The 15,993-nt window shown below is 66.9% G+C and carries 11 protein-coding genes; 2 read left to right on the plus strand and 9 right to left on the minus strand.

Going from position 1 to position 15,993, the window contains the following annotated elements:
• Positions 1-20: 20 nt before the first annotated feature.
• Entirely contained in the window at positions 21-1,016 is a 996-nt protein-coding gene (locus ACIGJD_RS14795; RefSeq protein WP_483686812.1) for a DNA topoisomerase IB, read from the minus strand.
• A 247-nt stretch (positions 1,017-1,263) separates the two neighbouring features.
• On the opposite strand from ACIGJD_RS14795, the gene rarD reads away from it, so the two are divergent.
• Positions 1,264-2,160 carry an EamA family transporter RarD gene (gene rarD, locus ACIGJD_RS14800; RefSeq protein ID WP_483689510.1) on the plus strand — a complete coding sequence of 299 codons (897 nt, stop codon included), beginning with the start codon at positions 1,264-1,266 and terminating at the stop codon, positions 2,158-2,160.
• On the opposite strand, the gene ACIGJD_RS14805 is transcribed toward rarD, so the two are convergent.
• From ACIGJD_RS14805 to ACIGJD_RS14835, 7 genes are all read right to left on the minus strand, one after another.
• Entirely contained in the window at positions 2,161-3,843 is a 1,683-nt protein-coding gene (locus ACIGJD_RS14805; RefSeq protein ID WP_483686813.1) for an endo-1,4-beta-xylanase, read from the minus strand.
• Between the two features lie 37 nt (positions 3,844-3,880).
• Positions 3,881-5,668 (minus strand): polysaccharide deacetylase family protein, encoded by a 1,788-nt coding sequence (locus ACIGJD_RS14810; RefSeq protein ID WP_483686814.1) that lies wholly within the window; start codon positions 5,666-5,668, stop codon positions 3,881-3,883.
• 55 nt (positions 5,669-5,723) lie between these two features.
• Complete coding sequence (locus ACIGJD_RS14815) at positions 5,724-7,538, minus strand: polysaccharide deacetylase family protein (RefSeq protein ID WP_483686815.1); 1,815 nt, start codon at positions 7,536-7,538, stop codon at positions 5,724-5,726.
• Positions 7,528-8,868, minus strand: coding sequence for a glycosyltransferase family 2 protein (locus ACIGJD_RS14820; protein WP_483686816.1), 1,341 nt, complete (start codon positions 8,866-8,868; stop codon positions 7,528-7,530). The genes ACIGJD_RS14815 and ACIGJD_RS14820 overlap by 11 nt, the downstream gene beginning before the upstream one ends.
• A 4-nt stretch (positions 8,869-8,872) precedes the next feature.
• Positions 8,873-9,292, minus strand: coding sequence for a hypothetical protein (locus ACIGJD_RS14825; RefSeq protein ID WP_483686817.1), 420 nt, complete (start codon positions 9,290-9,292; stop codon positions 8,873-8,875).
• Positions 9,293-9,792: 500 nt separating this feature from the next.
• Complete coding sequence (gene gabT, locus ACIGJD_RS14830; RefSeq protein WP_483686818.1) at positions 9,793-11,163, minus strand: 4-aminobutyrate--2-oxoglutarate transaminase; 1,371 nt, start codon at positions 11,161-11,163, stop codon at positions 9,793-9,795.
• An 85-nt stretch (positions 11,164-11,248) separates the two neighbouring features.
• Positions 11,249-12,679 carry an aminobutyraldehyde dehydrogenase gene (locus ACIGJD_RS14835; RefSeq protein ID WP_483686819.1) on the minus strand — a complete coding sequence of 477 codons (1,431 nt, stop codon included), beginning with the start codon at positions 12,677-12,679 and terminating at the stop codon, positions 11,249-11,251.
• 168 nt (positions 12,680-12,847) lie between these two features.
• Here ACIGJD_RS14835 and ACIGJD_RS14840 point away from each other — a divergent pair, with 168 nt between their 5' ends.
• On the plus strand, positions 12,848-14,284 hold the full coding sequence (locus tag ACIGJD_RS14840) for a PucR family transcriptional regulator (protein WP_483686820.1): 1,437 nt from the start codon (positions 12,848-12,850) through the stop codon (positions 14,282-14,284).
• A gap of 14 nt (positions 14,285-14,298) precedes the next feature.
• Here ACIGJD_RS14840 and ACIGJD_RS14845 read toward each other — a convergent pair whose 3' ends face one another.
• Entirely contained in the window at positions 14,299-15,915 is a 1,617-nt protein-coding gene (locus ACIGJD_RS14845) for a CYTH and CHAD domain-containing protein (RefSeq protein ID WP_483686821.1), read from the minus strand.
• Positions 15,916-15,993: the final 78 nt, after the last annotated feature.

Here is a 15,993-nt window from a genome sequence, read left to right on the forward strand (position 1 = left end):
GCAGCGCACAGTCCCCCATTCTAGTTGGCGGGCAGGGGCACAACCTTGCCTTCGCGGTACAGCAGCGCGCGCAGTTCCGCTTCCGCCGAGTCCAGCCGTTTCGGGTCGATGGTTTCACCGTCGTGGTAGTGGTCCACCACGCGGGGATCCACGTAGCTCTTCCGGGCGATGGAAGGGGTGTTGCCCAGCGTCTCCGCGGCGTCATACATTGCCCGGCTGATGGCCCGCTTGCGCTTGGCGGCAGTGCGCTGGGCGCCCGTGCGGGCAAGGCTTTCCGCAGCAGCCACCGTTCCACGCAAGGTCCGGAAGTCCTTGGCCGTGAAGTCGGACCCGGTGCGCTCCTTCACGTAGGCATTGATGTCCGCACTGGTGACGGGGCGCCAGGTCCTGCCCTCCTTGTAGGCCAGGAGCCGGGCGTTGGGGCCGCGGCGCTTGAGCAGGCGCAGCAGGACGGCGAGGTCCGGATCCCGGATTTCCGATTCCCAGTCCTTGCCGCTCTTGGCCGGGAAGCGCAGCAGGATACGATCCTTGCGCACCTGGACATGGGCGCACAGCAGGGTGGCAAGGCCGCGGCTGCCGTTCTCGTTCGTGTACCGCTCAGAGCCCACACGGAGCGACCCGCTGTCCAGCATGCGGAAGGCGCCGGCCAGGACGCGTTCGCGGGGGAAGCCGTCGCTGCGCAGGTCCATGGTGACGCGCCGACGGGCTGCGGGCAGCGATTCGGCCAACTGGAGGGAGCGGTCGAACTTCACCCGGTCCTTACGCTCGCGCCACTCGGGATGGTAGATGTACTGGCGGCGGCCGACAGCGTCCACGCCGGTGGCCTGGATGTGGCCGTTCTCAAACGGGGCGATCCAGACGTCGGTCCAGGCCGGCGGGATGCCGATGCTTTCCAGCCGGTCGCGGATGGGACCGGCCGGAAGCGTGGAGCCGTCCAGGTCCCGGTAACTGAAGCCCTTGCCGGCGGCCACCCTGCGGTAGCCACGGCCCGAGGCATTGCTGCGCCGGAGCCTCATGGGGCGGGCTTCGGCAGAGGCGCACGTGTCATGAAAGCAAGCCTACTGATTATTTTCCGGATTGCCGCCTGCCGGCTGGAATACCTGCCGGCTGGATGCTGTTATTGACAGCGTGCCCATGCCAGAAGGAAGCTCTCCAGCCACGCCCGTCGCCACCCCGGCCGCCTCTCCCTCCGCGGCAAAATCGACAGCAGGTGCCCCGGCACCGGCGCGTCCCGGGCCCGCGGGCAAGGACACGACGGCGGGAATGCTGTTTGGCATCGGCGCGTACGTTTTGTGGGGGCTGCTCCCCCTGTACTTCTTCATCCTGATGCCGGCGGGCGCCGTCGAAATCGTCGCCAACCGCGTGGTCTGGTCGCTGCTGTTCTGCGCACTCCTGATCACCGTCACCAGGACGTGGCGGGTGCTTGCCGCGGCCCTGAAGGACCGGCGGGTTTTTGGCTCCCTGGCGCTGGCTGCGTTCCTGATCGCCATCAACTGGCTGACCTACACCTACGGCGTGACCACGGGACAGGCCGTGGAAACGTCCCTGGGCTACTTCATCAACCCACTGGTCTCGGTGCTGCTGGGCGTGCTGGTGCTGAAGGAAAGGCTGCGGCCGCTCCAGTGGGCCGCGGTGGCTGTAGGTTTCCTGGCGGTGGGTGTCCTCACCTACTCGTACGGGAAACTGCCCTGGATCGCCCTGACGCTGGCGTTCAGCTTTGGCCTGTACGGCTTCGTGAAGAACCGGGTGGGCTCGAAGGTGGATGCCATCACCAGCCTCAGCGTAGAGACCATGGTGCTCGCCCCTCTGGCTGCCGTGGCCATGGTGGTCCTTGCCGCGGGCGGCGGTTCCACCCTGACTTCCCAAGGCGCGGGGCACTTCTGGCTGCTGCTGGCGTCCGGCGTGATCACGGCGGTGCCGCTGCTGTTCTTCGGTGCCTCCGCGCGCCGGCTGCCCATGACCACCATCGGACTGCTCCAGTACTTCGCCCCCGTCCTGCAGTTCCTGGTGGCCTTGCTCGTGTTCCGCGAGACCATGACCGTTGAGCGCTGGATCGGGTTCGGGGTGGTGTGGCTGGCCCTGGTGCTGCTGACCCTGGACATGCTGCGGGCGGCACGCAGGAACTCGCTGGCCCGCAGGGCGCTCCGCAAGGCCGCCTGATCACCCACCCAGGGCGCGCTTCACGGCGTCGTACGCGGGCGTAGGCTTTCCGTCGTTGAACAGGTGGTCGTGGCCCTGCCGGAGGCTCCCGCCGTCGTCAATCCACCAGTCGTAACGGTTGTCAACGCCCCAGGTGGTGTAGGAAACGCAGGTGCGCGAGCGCAGGCAGGTGGCCAGGACCGTGGCGTACTGCTTCGCCTGGGCTGCGGTCCCCTGATCATCCGTGACGTCGTTTTCTGAAATGCGGACGTGCAGCCCGGCGTCCCCGAAGGTCTTGAGCGTTCGGGTGAGGTCGTCTGCGGAAATGGCATCGGTCTTGAGGTCGTAGACGTGCGCCTGGAGGCCTGCACCATAGATGTGGCCGCCCTGCGCATTGGTGTCGAGAATGAGCTTGAGCAGGGCGTCCTGGCGCCGTCCCGGCACATCGGCGCCGTTCTCGTTGATGTACTGCTTGACCTCCGGATCGGCGGCGTACACAGCTCTGGAGACCACCGCGGGATACCCGGGCCCGAAGGCGCGGTACCAGATGTTCTGCTGCAGGCTGGTCCCTTGGTTGACATCGAACGGCTCGTTCACCACGTCCAGGGATGCCAGCCTGCCCTTGAAGTGCGCCACCACGGTGCTGACGTAGTCCAGCAGTGCAGCGCCAGTGGCCTGCCGGTCCGCTTCGGAGCCGGTGGGCAGCTCCTGCATCCAGCGGGGCATGGCCTCCGTGAAGGCGATGGTGTGGCCGTGCACCGCCATGCCCTTGCTTTGCGCAATGGCCAGGATGGCGTCGGCCTCTTCGAAGGTGTAGACGCCCTGCTGCGGGGAGAGGAACTGCGGCTTCATGGCGTTTTCCGGGGTGAGCGCCCCGAAGTTTCCCACGAACTCCCGCGCGTAGTCCTCGTCGCCGGTGAGGGGTCCAAGGGCCACGGCTGCGCCGACCAGGAAGTCGGGACGGATCTTGGCGGCCAGGGCCTGCAGCCCGTCTGCAGACCGCTGCGCGTCTGCCGCCGCGGCCCCCGATGTGCGCAGTCCGGTACTTCCCGGGGCCACTGCCTTCAGCGAAGTGATTTCAAAGTCCCCGGAGTCGCTGGAGAACCCCAGCCACAGTTGCCCGGATGAGAAGACCTTGCCCAGGGGCAGCGAGGAGAGCGTGTCGCTGCCGCTGGCAACGGCCAGCGTATCGCCGGACCGGCGCACCGTGAGCGGAGCAGCCGCGTCCTTCACCGCCACGTGCTCGTCATGGACGGGTACCGGCTGGGTCACGTCCTTCTTTTGTGCGCCGTCGAAGACTGCGATCCTCAACCCGTCGCCTTGCAGCGTAAGCCGTACGCCGGCCGGCTCCACGCGGAACTCGTCCGCAATGACTGGCGGCCGGTTGTATATGGCCCAGGATGCGTCCGCGGTGACATCCGCGAAGGTGGCGCTCAGCGAAAAGTCCCCGCCGACCACCAGGTGGGTGCCGGCCAGGTTGAGCGGAGGGTCCGGCTGGCCACCTTGCCCGCTCTGCTCCACGATCCGCCGGGCAGTGGGGGTCACCTGCAGTCCGCCGCTGCCGGTCCGGACGCCGGGGACGTCCTGCCAGTCCACGTGCAGCAGGTCCAGCGTCACGTCGGGTTTGGGCGGGGAGCAGGAAGCGAGGATGACGAGGAGGGCGGACGCCAGCACCACCGTCAATGCGTGCGGGCGTCCGGCCATCCTTCGTCTTCTTCCCTGTAACCAGGACTTGGCGCGGCTACGACTTGGTCCAGCGGACGTCGTCGAAATAGGCCTGCAGCCCTGAATTGCCCTGGACGATGACCTGCAGGCTCGCCTTGGCCACCGCTGTGCTGCTCGGCGAGTACGTCAGGTCAACATTGGTCACGCCGCCGGCCGAGACACCGAGCTTCCACTGCCCGGAAATCCACTGCCCGGCGGAGTTGTATTCGTCAATGTAAAAGCCCATCTCGCCGCTGGTCCGCGCCGTGATGTTGAGGTAGCTGGCAATCCTGTAGCTGCCGGCGGCCACCGCCACCTGCGGGGAGAACAGGTGCCTGTTGGCCGTGGTGGCCGCCATCTTGACCGAGTTCACCGGGTTGGCCGGGCTTCCGTGGTTTGCTGCGTCAGCCACGATGGTGGACGCCGAGTCCGTCCTCCAGCCCGAGCTGATGCCGGCGTCAAACGTACCGTTCGCCACCAGGTTCGGGGATTGCGTGGGAGGTGCTGCCGCCCCAAGGGCCATCATCTGCATGTTGTCCAGGTAGGCGGTGATGCCTGTGCCGGTCACGTAGACCTGGAGGCTGGCAGACGCCACGGATGTGGAGCTGGGAGTGTAGGTGAAGTTCATCGACTCCACCCAGATGCTGTTTTCCCGCTTGCGGAACTGCCCGGAAATCCACTGCCCGGCGGCGTTGTACTCGTCCACGTAGAACCCCACTTCGCCGGAGGAGATTGAGGCGACGTTGAGGTAGGCCTTGTACAGGTAGCTGTTGGCTGCCGAGACCGGAACCTTCGGCGAGAACAGGTGGCCTGCAGCGGAACCGGACACCAGCTTCACGGACTTGGCGGGATCGGGGTAGCTGCCGTGGTTCCCGGAGTCAGCGGTGATCGCAGCCGGGGCGTCGGTCCGCCACCCGTCGGCGATTCCGTTATTGAACGTCGGGTTAGGGAGCAGGTTGGGGCTGCCGTTCACCAGGCCCTTGCTGACATTGACGTTCCTGATCTGGCCGGCCGCCACCTTGGTCTGCACATAAGCGGCCAGCTGGTCCAGCTCCGCCGTACCGTACTGGTAGTCGTCCGGGGTCTTGCTCGGCGAAGGCCTGATGTCGTGGAACGTGAAGATCGCCCAGGTCTTGTTCGCGATCGCCTCGTCCACCTTGGCCTTCAGGGTGGACACCGGAGTGGTCACCTCCTGCACGGGGGTGTTGTGGAGCAGGAGGTCGCCGAGCGGCCAGATGTTGTTGCCCACGTCGGCGAAGCCGCGCATGGAGCTGTAGTACTTGGCGATCTGGGCAAGGGTCGACATGTCGTAGTCGCCGTACGGCGTGGCGAGGGCCGTGGCATTGAAGCCATGCGCCGCCAGCGCCGACCGGCTGTTGGCCAGCTCGGCATCCACCTGGGCAGCCGTCAGCTTGGTCGCCTGGCAGTCATTGCCCACGCTCACAAGGCACTGGTGGTCAACGGTATGCGAGCCGATCTCCCAGCCGTAGGTGTTCTGCAGCTGGGTGATCTGGTCCCACGTCATGTACGGAACGTCCGTATTGGCGCGGCAGTTGTTCGGCACCGTGGTCATGCCCACGCAGTTGGTAATGATGTAGCTGGTGCCGGTGAGCCCGTACTTCTTGAGTGTGGGGGCCGCCTGCGTCAGGGCATTCTGCATGCCGTCGTCGAAGGTGAAGGACACGAGCGGAGTTGGGGCGGGATTGTCCACCGCGGCATTGGCGGCCGCAGGGGACAGAAGTGCGGCCGCCACGGCCCACACCGCCGCCCCAATGGTCAATAGCTTGGCGCGGTGCCGCGCCAGGCTGGATCTTGATCTGATCATGACTTTCTCCTTCTTTCGGATGGCGAAGGCGCCGTGTTTCACCGCCTGGTGGTGGTCACGGGCCCTGCAACTGCTCGAACGCCCGGGCAACCGGTTTGACCTGGATGCCGCTTTCGTCGATGAGCTGCAGCTGGGTTGCGAGGACGTCGCTGGTGATGGTGCTCCTGTCCGCCGCAATAGTGTTTTTCTGGGTGCCCGATGAATCGGGGGCTGCGATTTGGTGGTACACGAGGATCAGCCAGCCGTTGGACCGGGAGGTTTCGGCGAGCGCTTCCTTGAGGGTCTCCGGCGTTGTTGCGTCTGTGATGTAAAGGACTTTCAGGTCGTGAGGGTTGATGTTCTGCCTGGTGTTGATGCCGTCGCCGGTGCCCCGCACGATCTTGAAGTACTTGGCCGCATACCAGTCCACCTGCGGGTCGGAGCGCCCGTACGGGGGTGCCAGGTCGTCGGTGGGCAGGCCCGCGGCTGCCAGGGCATCCTCGCTCCTGCGCAGCTCGTCGTCCAGCCGGCCGGTGCCCACGGAGGTAAGGTCCACGTGCTGGTAACTGTGGGCGGCGATCTCGTGCCCGGCCTGGCTCAGCTGCTGCACCTCTGCCGCGGTGATGAAGTTCGGCGTCTCGATGGAACTTGCGTTGACGTACTGGGTGGACTTGAAGCCGTGCTTGTCCAGCAGGGGCAGGGCGCGGTCGTACACCGACTGCCAGCCGTCGTCGAACGTAATGGAGACCATGGGCTGCTGCCAGCGCAGCGGTCCCGGCCGGGTGACATCCAGCAGCGAAAAGTCGCGGACAGCGGTGGTGCCGTTCCCGTGCGAAATGACGGTGACCATCGCGGTGTCCGCCCCGTCCGGGACTTGGAACGACTCCTTGACGGTGGTCCACTCCCCCGCCGGAGGCACTGTCTCCAGGTTCCGGAACTTGCGCCCGCCGCCGGCGAGCTCAAATTCTGCCACCACGTCCACCGGGAGGTCGGATTTGTAGGTCGCAGTGAAGGTGAAATAGCGGTCGGGGGTCACCGGGATGGGCTGGTACTGCCACTTCGCTTCCCCGTTCTGGTAATTTCCTACCCTGGTCCAGAGGAAGCTGCCGCGTCCGTCCTCGCCGCGGCCGGACTCCACCGTGGACGTCCCGGACGAGTAGGGGGACCAGAAGGCGGGCCGGGCAGGATCGGTTCCGGCAAACCCCGGGTTGGGGATCACGTTGGGACCCCCTGCTCCGGATGCGGGAAGCTGGACGTCCTCTGCCGCCTCAAGGTAAGCGCCCTCCACTTGGAACGTGCCGGCGGAGGCGAAGCGGAAGACGTACTGCACCGCCGTCGTGGTGTCCCCGCTGTTGAACGCGTCGCTGACCGTGAATGCCGACGTGCCCGGCCGTTCCAGCGGGTTCCGCAGCTGCTCCAGGGTGGTGCTGCCGTCCTTGTGGTACTTGCGGGCCAGCAGCCTGAAATCGGGGTCGGTGGTGGTAAATGCCTTGAAGAAGTAGGTCTTGCCGGCTTCGAGGTCCACCCGCGGGCTGCTGAGGGTGACATCACCCGAGGCGTACTGGCTGATGGTGAGTTTGAGCGCCTGCCCGCCCATCTGTCCGGCCGCCAGTTCCAGCGATGTCCTGGCGTCACCGCTGTGCCCGGCGATCCAGCCGCCGGAAGGGTCCAGGGAGGAACCGGCCGACGGCGACGGGCCGGGTGTGGCGGATGGTCCGGCTATGGCGGGGAAAAGTGCCGGCAGCAGGTTGGCTCCCGGCCGGGGCTGGGCGAAGCTGCCCGTCTTCGCCGTGTACGCCAGCCACCCGGCACTGATCATGAGGACCAAAACAGTGATGATGACGAGGGGGTTCAGCAGTACCCGGCGTATCCTCCGGCGCTTAGGCGGCACTGGTCACCACCCCCGCGCTGCCGGCCCGCTGCGGGGACTTCCAGGTGTTGATCTCGGGACGCCGGACCAGGCCGCGGGAGCGTGCGATGCAGCGGACAGCTGCCACCAGCTGGACCAGGTCCATGATGTAGAACAGGAAGTAGGCCGTGGGTGCGTACAGGCAGAGCCTGGTGCGTTCCCGCGGCGTGAGGTTCTCATCCATCAGGACCGTCAGCAGCGTGTAGGCGGTGATGGTGGCGTAGGAACCAATGATCAGGGCCGGCGTGTACGTGGCAAGCGACCAGTACACGGCATATGTCCAGGCCAAGGGTGACACGAGCAGCGTGAACTCGCTCAGCAGGGCCATCGGCATGCGGTAATACGCCAGGGTCCGGCTGTACCGGCGGCTGGGGTTCAGCGCCATGCCGCGGTATTTGATGAGGTTCTGGATGCTGCCGTACTTCCACCGGTAGCGCTGCTTGGCCAGGGCCCGGAACGTGAGCACGCCTTCGGTCCTGGCCACCACGTCCGCGCCGTAGACCATGCGGAACCGCCGGTTGCCCAGGTGCGTGATCTTTGCGCTCAGGCCGATGTCCTCAGTCACGGTGTCCGTATCGTAGAAGTCCACTTTGCGCAGCACGCGCATCCGGTATGTGGAGGCCACTCCGCCCACCACGTACTCGCAGTTCAGCAGCGAGTAGAGCTTCTTTGAGCGGTAGCCGATCATGTGTTCGAAGCGCTGCAGGATGCCCAGGGCTGTGGTCTCCTCCATGATCTGGACGTTCGCCGCCACACCGGCCACGTACGGGTCGTCGAAGTAGGACAGCGCGTTGGTGATGGCGTCCGGCTGGATGACCGAGTCGGCGTCGAGGGTCATCACGTACTGGCCGCGGGCAAAACGCCGGAGCACCGCGTTGAGTGCGGCGCCCTTCCCCACGTTCCTGTGCATCCGCACCAGGCGCAGGTTCATTTCGCTATGGCGCAGCTGGTAGTCGCGGACCAGGCGGCCGGTAAGGTCACTGGATGCGTCGTCCGCCACGAGGACCTCGAAGGAGCGGTAGGTGCTGTTCCGGACCGAGTCGAGTGTCCGGACGATCACCGCTTCCTCGTTATGCGCTGCAACCACAATGGACACCAGGCCGGGTACCTCGGGGAGCGCCCTGCGGGTCCAGGTGGCCGTGGCCGCGCACTCGGGCTGGTAAGCGGTGGGCAGCCGGACGCCCCTGATCCCTTTCCGCCGCTGCTGCCAGATGTCATAGAAATTGGCGCCAGCCAGGTAGAGGCCAAAGTGCACCACGTACAGGATGCTGACGCCCGCGAACAGCCAGAAGATCAGGAGCGCGATGTCCATCAGCTCACCCGTCCACTGAATGGCTGGCCAGCACGTTCGTCGCGGCCTCGGGCAGCGGAACGTTGGCCGGCTGGAGCAGGTCCATGCCGGCCCTGATCACAGGAACCACGGCGATGGCAGGCAGGACAACCGGTGGGACTGCAGGTTTCGCGGCAGGTTTGGCGGCAGCCTCCGTGGATCCGGAGACGTTGGCGCCGGAACCCGCCCCGGCAGTGCCAGGTGCCGGAGCAGCTGCTGCCGCGATCCTGGCCAGGGCCCTGCGTGCGGCGCGCCGGTAGAAGCGGATGCCGATGAAGCGGATGACCACGGTGAGGGTGACCACACTCCACAGCACCAGGCTCAGCTGGGCCACGAAACCCAGCAGGCTTTCAAACATCGCTCCGTCCCGGCCGAAGGTGGCTTGTGCCGGCACTGCTGCAGGCATTGCGAAGCTTCCCGGATGCGTCACTGCCATCCCCCTTGTCTCAAGCAAGAAGTCCGTCGTTGGGCTTTGGGGTATCACCACCTGGGGTGCCCAAACACCAGGCGTTGGATGAAGTACCTGTCATTAGCGCCAAGGGAGGGCAGCGTCATTACCCTGCGGCTGACATGATAGGAGCGTGAGTGGCTCCGCTTTTTGGGGTGTGGGGGCGGCGCCTTAGGCAACCGGCGTCGCGCGCAGCCCAACCCGTTTATAGGTTCAAAATTACGTATCCCTGCGGAGGACGGACACGAGTAACGGGTACTCAATAAACAATTTGAGGGTTACCTACCGACACCGCCGTTGGGGGCACCGCTGCTTCGCCGCCGGCGGTGGCCTGATGTTAGGTAGTTGAAGCCGTGCCGCGAGGGGGCGTAGGTACCCGCAAGCGAGGCTTTCCCGGCAACAGAAAAGGGCAGCACCCCGGCGGGGTGCTGCCCTTTTCAGGAGCGGGTCTCAGGCTTCTACGCGTTGGCCTTGATGGCGCCGGCGAGGACTTCCAGGCCGTCTGCCAGCAGCTCATCGGTGATGACCAGCGGCGGCAGCAGGCGGATGACGTTGCCGTAGGTGCCGCAGGTGAGGATGATGACGCCTTCCTTCAGGCAGGCGGCGGCAACAGCCTTGGTCAGTTCCGGGTTCGGTTCCTTGGAGCCTGCCTGGACAAGTTCGACGGCGAGCATGGCACCTCGGCCACGGACGTCACCGATTACGTCGGTTCCGGCGCCGGCCAGTTCAGCCTGGAGCTCGTTCAGGCGTGCCGTGGCGATGGATTCGATGTGGCGGGCACGGCCGTTCAGGTCGTATTCCTCCATGGAACCGATGGCGGCCAGCGCAGCGGCGCACGCCACCGGGTTGCCGCCGTAGGTGCCGCCCAGGCCACCCGGGTGCACGGCGTCCAGCAGGTCGGCGCGGCCGGTGATGGCGGACAGCGGCATGCCGCCGGCGATGCCCTTGGCCATGGTCAAGATGTCCGGGACAACGCCCTCGTGGTTGACGGCGAACCATTCGCCGGTGCGGCAGAAGCCGGACTGGACTTCGTCGGCGATGAAGACGATGCCCTTCTCCTTGGCCCAGGCGGCCAGCGCCGGGAGGAAGCCCTCGGCCGGGACGATGAAGCCACCCTCGCCCTGGATGGGTTCGATGATGATCGCGGCAACCTGGTCGCCGCCGATCTGCTTCTCGATCATGGTGATGGCGCGCTTGGCGGCCTCGGCACCGGTGATGGCGGAGTTTTCCTCGCGGTACGGGTAGCTCATGGGCATCCGGTAGACCTCGGGCGCGAACGGGCCGAAGTTGGTCTTGTACGGCATGGCCTTGGCAGTCAGCGCCATGGTCAGGTTGGTGCGGCCGTGGTAGGCGTGGTCAAAGGCGACGACGGCGTCCCGGCCGGTTGCCAGGCGGGCCACCTTGACGGCGTTTTCCACTGCCTCGGCGCCGGAGTTGAAGAGGACGGTGCGCTTTTCGTGGTCGCCGGGGGTGAGGCGGTTCAGCTGCTCTGCGACCGCTACGTAGCCTTCGTAAGGGGTGACCATGAAGCAGGTGTGGGTGAAGTGCTCCACGGCTTCCTTGACCGCACCGACCACGGCGGGGTCGGAGGCGCCCACGCTGGTCACGGCGATGCCTGAGCCGAGGTCGATGAAGGAGTTGCCGTCGACGTCCTGGATGATTCCGCCGTCGGCGTCGGCCACGTAGACCGGAACGCTGGAGGCGACGCCGGCAGCCACCACGGACTTGCGGCGTTCAGTCAGTGCCACGGACTTGGGGCCGGGGAAGTCGGCCTGGACGTTGCGCTTCTGCTCGAGGCGGAACGTGATGTCTGATGCGGTGGTGGTCATGGCTTTTACTTTCTCTTACTTGGAGCCCACGCCGGCCGGGTTCCCTGGCCGAAGCGGAGCGAGGTTAGGGCGCCGGTGGGGAGCGTCAGGAATCGAGGGCGGACATGACGTGCTTGATGCGCGTGTAGTCCTCCACGCCGTACATGGAGAGGTCCTTGCCGTAGCCGGACTGCTTGAAACCGCCGTGCGGCATTTCGGCGGTGAGGAGGATGTGGGTGTTGATCCAGACGGCGCCGAAGTCCAGGTCGCGGCTGAGCCGCATGGCGGTGCCGTGGTTGGTGGTCCAGACGCTTGAGGCCAGGGCGTAGTCGACGTCATTGGCCATGGCCACGGCTTCTTCCTCCGTGCTGAACTTCTGGACGGTGATGACGGGGCCGAAGGTTTCCTTCTGCACCACGTCGTCGGTCTGGTTGGCTCCGGTGATGATGGTGGGCTCGAAGAAGAAGCCCTTCTCCCCCGCACGGTGCCCGCCGGTCTCGATCCTGCAGTTGGCGGGCAGGCTCTCCACCACGGAGGTGACGGCGTTGAAGTGGTTGATGTTGTTCAGCGGGCCGAAGTAGTTGTCTTCGTCGTTCTGCGAGCCGGTGTGCAGGGTCCGGGTGTGCTCCACCATGGCGGCCACGACGTCGTCGTGGACGGATTCCTCCACCAGCACGCGGGTGATGGCGGTGCAGTCCTGGCCTGCGTTGAAGAAGGCGAACTCGGCGATGGCCGCGGCGCTCTTCTTGATGTCGGCGTCCTTGAAGACGATGGCCGGTGCCTTGCCGCCCAGTTCCAGGTGGGCGCGCTTGAGGCCCTTCGCGGCACCGGAGGCGACGGCGATGCCCGCCCGGACCGAGCCAGTGATGGACACCAGGCCGGGGACCTTGTGCTCCACCATCAAGGCGCCGGTTTCTCCGGTGCCGAGCACAACGTTCAGCACGCCGGCGGGCAGGATCTCCCCGGCGAGCCGGGCAAGCACCAGGGTGGATTCGGGGGTGGTGTCGGAAGGCTTGAGGACCACGGTGTTGCCCGCCGCGAGCGCGGGACCGATCTTCCAGATGGCCATCAGGAACGGGTAGTTCCACGGGGCCACCTGGGCCACCACGCCGATGGGTTCGCGGCGGACGTAGGAGGTGTGGCCCTCGAAGTACTCGCCGGCGGACTTGCCCTCGAGGATGCGGGCGGCACCGGCGAAGAAGCGCAGCTGGTCGGCACCGGCGGCCACTTCCTCGGAGGCAATGAGCGACCGGACCTGGCCGGTGTTGCGGTGCTGGGCCTCGACCAGTTCGTCGCTGTTGGCCTCGATGGCGTCCGCGAGCTTGAGCAGCATCAGCTGGCGCTGGCCCGGGGTGACGTGCTTCCAGGTCCGAAAGGCATCCTTGGCGGCCGCCATGGCAGCGTCCACGTCCGCCTGCACCGACACGGGAGCCTGGGCCACCACTTCGCCGTTGGCGGGGTTGACCACGTCCAGCAGGGTGGTGCCGGCGGGGGTGACGAACTTCCCGTTGATGAAGTTCTGCAAGGTTTGGACCACGGTGTGCAACCTCTTTCGTAAGGGCCATCTGCGGCCGGGCGGAGACCAGGACGGATGGATGGAACTGCCTTGAGCCTATGCCAGCGCCCAAGCGGGGTGAATAGCCACCTGCACACCCTTGCAGAAGGGGTTTAGTGCGGTTGCCCAGCTCACGTTTATCCTTGCTTCATGGCCATTTCCCTTGCTGCCCTGGTGGGCGTGACGTCCTTGAAGCTGTCCAAGGCGGGCGTGGCGGAGACTACCTGGAACCAGGACATCAACTGGGTTGCGGTGACCGAGCTGGAGGATCCCCAGCGGTTCCTCAACGGCGGCGAACTGGTCCTCACCACGGGCCTGCGGCTGCGCTCAGCGCCCGAGCAGCGCCGCTTTGTCCGCCAGGTGCAGCGCGCCGGCGCCGTGGGCATCGGCTTTGGTGTGGGACTGTCCCACGAGGCGGTGCCGCCGGCCCTCCTGGCGGAGGCCAACCGGTGGGGCCTGCCCGTGGTGGAGGTGCCATACGAGACCCCGTTCATCGCCATCACCAAGCTGGTGGCCGACGCCCAGTCCGCGGACCACTACGCCAAGCTGGAACGGCTGATCGCCGGGCACCAGGTGCTGGCGCGGGCGCTGCTGACCGGCGGCGGCCTCGCGGAGCTGCTGAAGAACCTTGGCGGCATGCTGCGCACGGATATCGCGCTCACCCAGTTCACGGCGCAGCTTTATAACAGCAGCAGCACCCACCCGTCCGCGGACACCTGGTCCAGTTACCCCGTGCCCACGGGCCGACGCGACGCCTGCACCCTGTGGGTGCGCCAGCCCTTCGAGGACACCGGCATCATCGGCTACGCACAGAACCTGATCAGCGTGGAGCTGAACAACATGGTCAAGCAGCGGCAGGCCCAGCGCGCCCTCTGCGGGCAGGTGCTGGAGGACGTGATCCACGGGGCGCTGGAGACCAGCGAGGCGCAGCGCCGGCTGGCCGGCGTCGGCGTGAACAGCACCCGCAAGAACGTGGTGCTGCTGGCCGTGTCCGCCGCCCACGGCAAGGCCCTGGGGAGCACCTCGGTGCCGCAGGAACTGGAGAAGTCCGTTGCCGCCGTCGTGGGCAAGGACCTGGTGCTGGTGGTCAATGACGACGGCGGCAGCGCACCTGCGCTGGCACGCAAGCTGAGTGACCACCTCGCCGAGGCCGGAATCCACGCCACGATCGGCATCGGCGGGGCGTACACCAAACCGAACGGGCTGCGCTGGAGCTACTTCGAGGCCCGCGATGCCGCCAGCCACGGCCTGCCGGTGAACGAACCGGAGCGGTTGAGCCTGACCTCCCTGCTGCTGGCCAGCGAGGACGTGCCGCTGGCGGACATGGCGCACGAGTCGCTGAACCCCCTGCGGTCCTTCGACGCCGCGCACGGCTCGGAACTCATGGCCACGCTGGAGAGCTACCTGAACAACAACGGCTCGGTGGCGGCGGTGGCGGAGGAGCTCACGCTGCACCGCAACACGGTCCGGTACCGGCTGGCCCAGATCACCGAGCTCACAGGCTACGACCCCGCGGTCACCGCGGACCGGGTGCAGCTGTGGCTTGCGCTGGCGGTGGCGCGGTTGTCGGCGCGGCAGGGCAAGTAGCCCCGTACACAACCTCAGATCACGCCGTGACCCAATAGGTCGCGCGACTTCTTCCACGCCTTCCGGGACCCGGCCTTTGCCGCCAGCATCCGTTCTTCCTGCTGGTTGAGCAGGTCCGCGTAGATGGCTGCCGTGGCCGGATCGCTGTAGTCCGCGGCGATGGCGGCGAGCAGGTCGCGGGCCACGACGGCGTCCTGGAAGCGGCCCAGGATTTTTTGCTGCCGGTGCGCGGCCTTGACCACCTTGCCGGCGCGCTTGCCGTGCACCAGGGCCGCCGATTCGGCCACGTGGCGCAGCCGCTTTGCGTCTTTGCGGACGCGGTGGAGGGCAAGCTCCTCCTCCCTGCCGCGCCGGGCCCCCTTGACCGCCTTGTATGAACGGCGCAGGCGTTTGGCTGCTTTGTCCACCGCCTTCGCCGCAGCCCGCCGTCCGGGAGCCACTGCTTCGGCACGGACGGGCGGGTTGTCCCGGAAATCCTCCAGCTTATCGAGGAGCCGGAAGTAGCGGGCGGATCCCAAGGCTTCCCGCAGGAGCCGATAGGCCGCGTCATAATCGCTGCCGGTACGCTGTTCCACGCTTGCCGTGGCGCCGGCGACGCCCTCCCCCGGCGGCAGTGCGCCCAGTTGTTCGCGGAGCTGTTTCCCCAGGACCTCGGCGTCGCGCGGCTGGCCCAGCAGCTGGCCCAGCCATTTCAGTTCGCTGCGCAGCTTGCGCACCGGCGATGCCCGGTAGAGCCGGCCGTAGGCAGCCAGGACGGAGCGGATGCGGCGGGTCGCCGAACGCATGGCATGCACGGCGTCGGGCTCCTCGTTCCGGACGTCGGCGTCGCTTGCGAGGATCTGGTCGATCTGCGCGGCCACGTAGACGGTGACGACGGCGGCAGCCGGGGCGCGCTTTCCGGCCAGGAGGGCGGGGCTGCTTTCGGCCCCATCAGCACCGCTGGGAGCCTCACCGCCGGCAGGAGCTTCACCGCCGGCGGCAGCGGCCCGCTTCCCCGCCTTGCTGCCACTGCCCAGGGCGCGGGCCAGTTTGGAGGCGTGCCCGGCGGGCCGGGCACCGGCGGCGGTGAGCAGTTCCTCCACGGGGCCGAAGAGGTCAGGGTCACCGTGGACCAGTTCCAGCTCCCATTCACGCCACTCCTGCCGGGGCGCGTCCGGCCCGTCCTCCAGCCGCACGGCGGTGACGTGGTCGTCGGCGAGGTCGGCCAGGTGAACGCCGTCCTCCCCGTAGAGGGGGTAGGTGGTGCGCCGGGTTTCCAGCCGGACCACCGGGGCCGGGACAGTCCCCCGGAGGTAGGCATGGAGGTGGGTGAGCAGGCTGTCCGGGACGACGTCGGGCCGGCCGAGCGGTGCGTGCAGCTCGGTCCGGTGCTGCGGGCCTTCCCCGGCTGCGGCTGCCTGCGGCGGGAGCTTCAGGTGCCACCCGGCGTCCTTGCCTCCGGTGCGGCGGCGAAGTGTGATGCGGCGGGCGGCCAGGCCGTGCTTGGGAGTGTCGAAGTACACCGCCTCCAGCAGGTCCGTGTGCGGTTTGCCCGTCCGGGCCACCCCAGGGGCCTGCTCCAGTGCCGGCACTTCGGCGGCAGCGTCGACGTCGTACTTCTTCTCGATCTCAAGTCCCCGGGAAGCCTCCACAGCCGTCCTTCCAGCGCCGCCTGGTCTACGCCAGGCCCTCCGACAGTCCGATGGCAGTCTATTGCAGGCGCCGCTTGC

It is taken from the genome of Arthrobacter sp. E1SS-5, assembly GCF_057073715.1.

What these genes read in the sequence shown, in the direction of transcription:
- ACIGJD_RS14795 (WP_483686812.1), bottom strand. Translation starts at nt 1,016, where the DNA reads ATGAGGCTCCGGCGCAGCAATGCCTCGGGCCGTGGCTACCGCAGGGTG.
- rarD (WP_483689510.1), top strand. Translation starts at nt 1,264, where the DNA reads ATGCTGTTTGGCATCGGCGCGTACGTTTTGTGGGGGCTGCTCCCCCTG.
- ACIGJD_RS14805 (WP_483686813.1), bottom strand. Translation starts at nt 3,843, where the DNA reads ATGGCCGGACGCCCGCACGCATTGACGGTGGTGCTGGCGTCCGCCCTC.
- ACIGJD_RS14810 (WP_483686814.1), bottom strand. Translation starts at nt 5,668, where the DNA reads ATGATCAGATCAAGATCCAGCCTGGCGCGGCACCGCGCCAAGCTATTG.
- ACIGJD_RS14820 (WP_483686816.1), bottom strand. Translation starts at nt 8,868, where the DNA reads ATGGACATCGCGCTCCTGATCTTCTGGCTGTTCGCGGGCGTCAGCATC.
- ACIGJD_RS14825 (WP_483686817.1), bottom strand. Translation starts at nt 9,292, where the DNA reads ATGCCTGCAGCAGTGCCGGCACAAGCCACCTTCGGCCGGGACGGAGCG.
- gabT (WP_483686818.1), bottom strand. Translation starts at nt 11,163, where the DNA reads ATGACCACCACCGCATCAGACATCACGTTCCGCCTCGAGCAGAAGCGC.
- ACIGJD_RS14840 (WP_483686820.1), top strand. Translation starts at nt 12,848, where the DNA reads ATGGCCATTTCCCTTGCTGCCCTGGTGGGCGTGACGTCCTTGAAGCTG.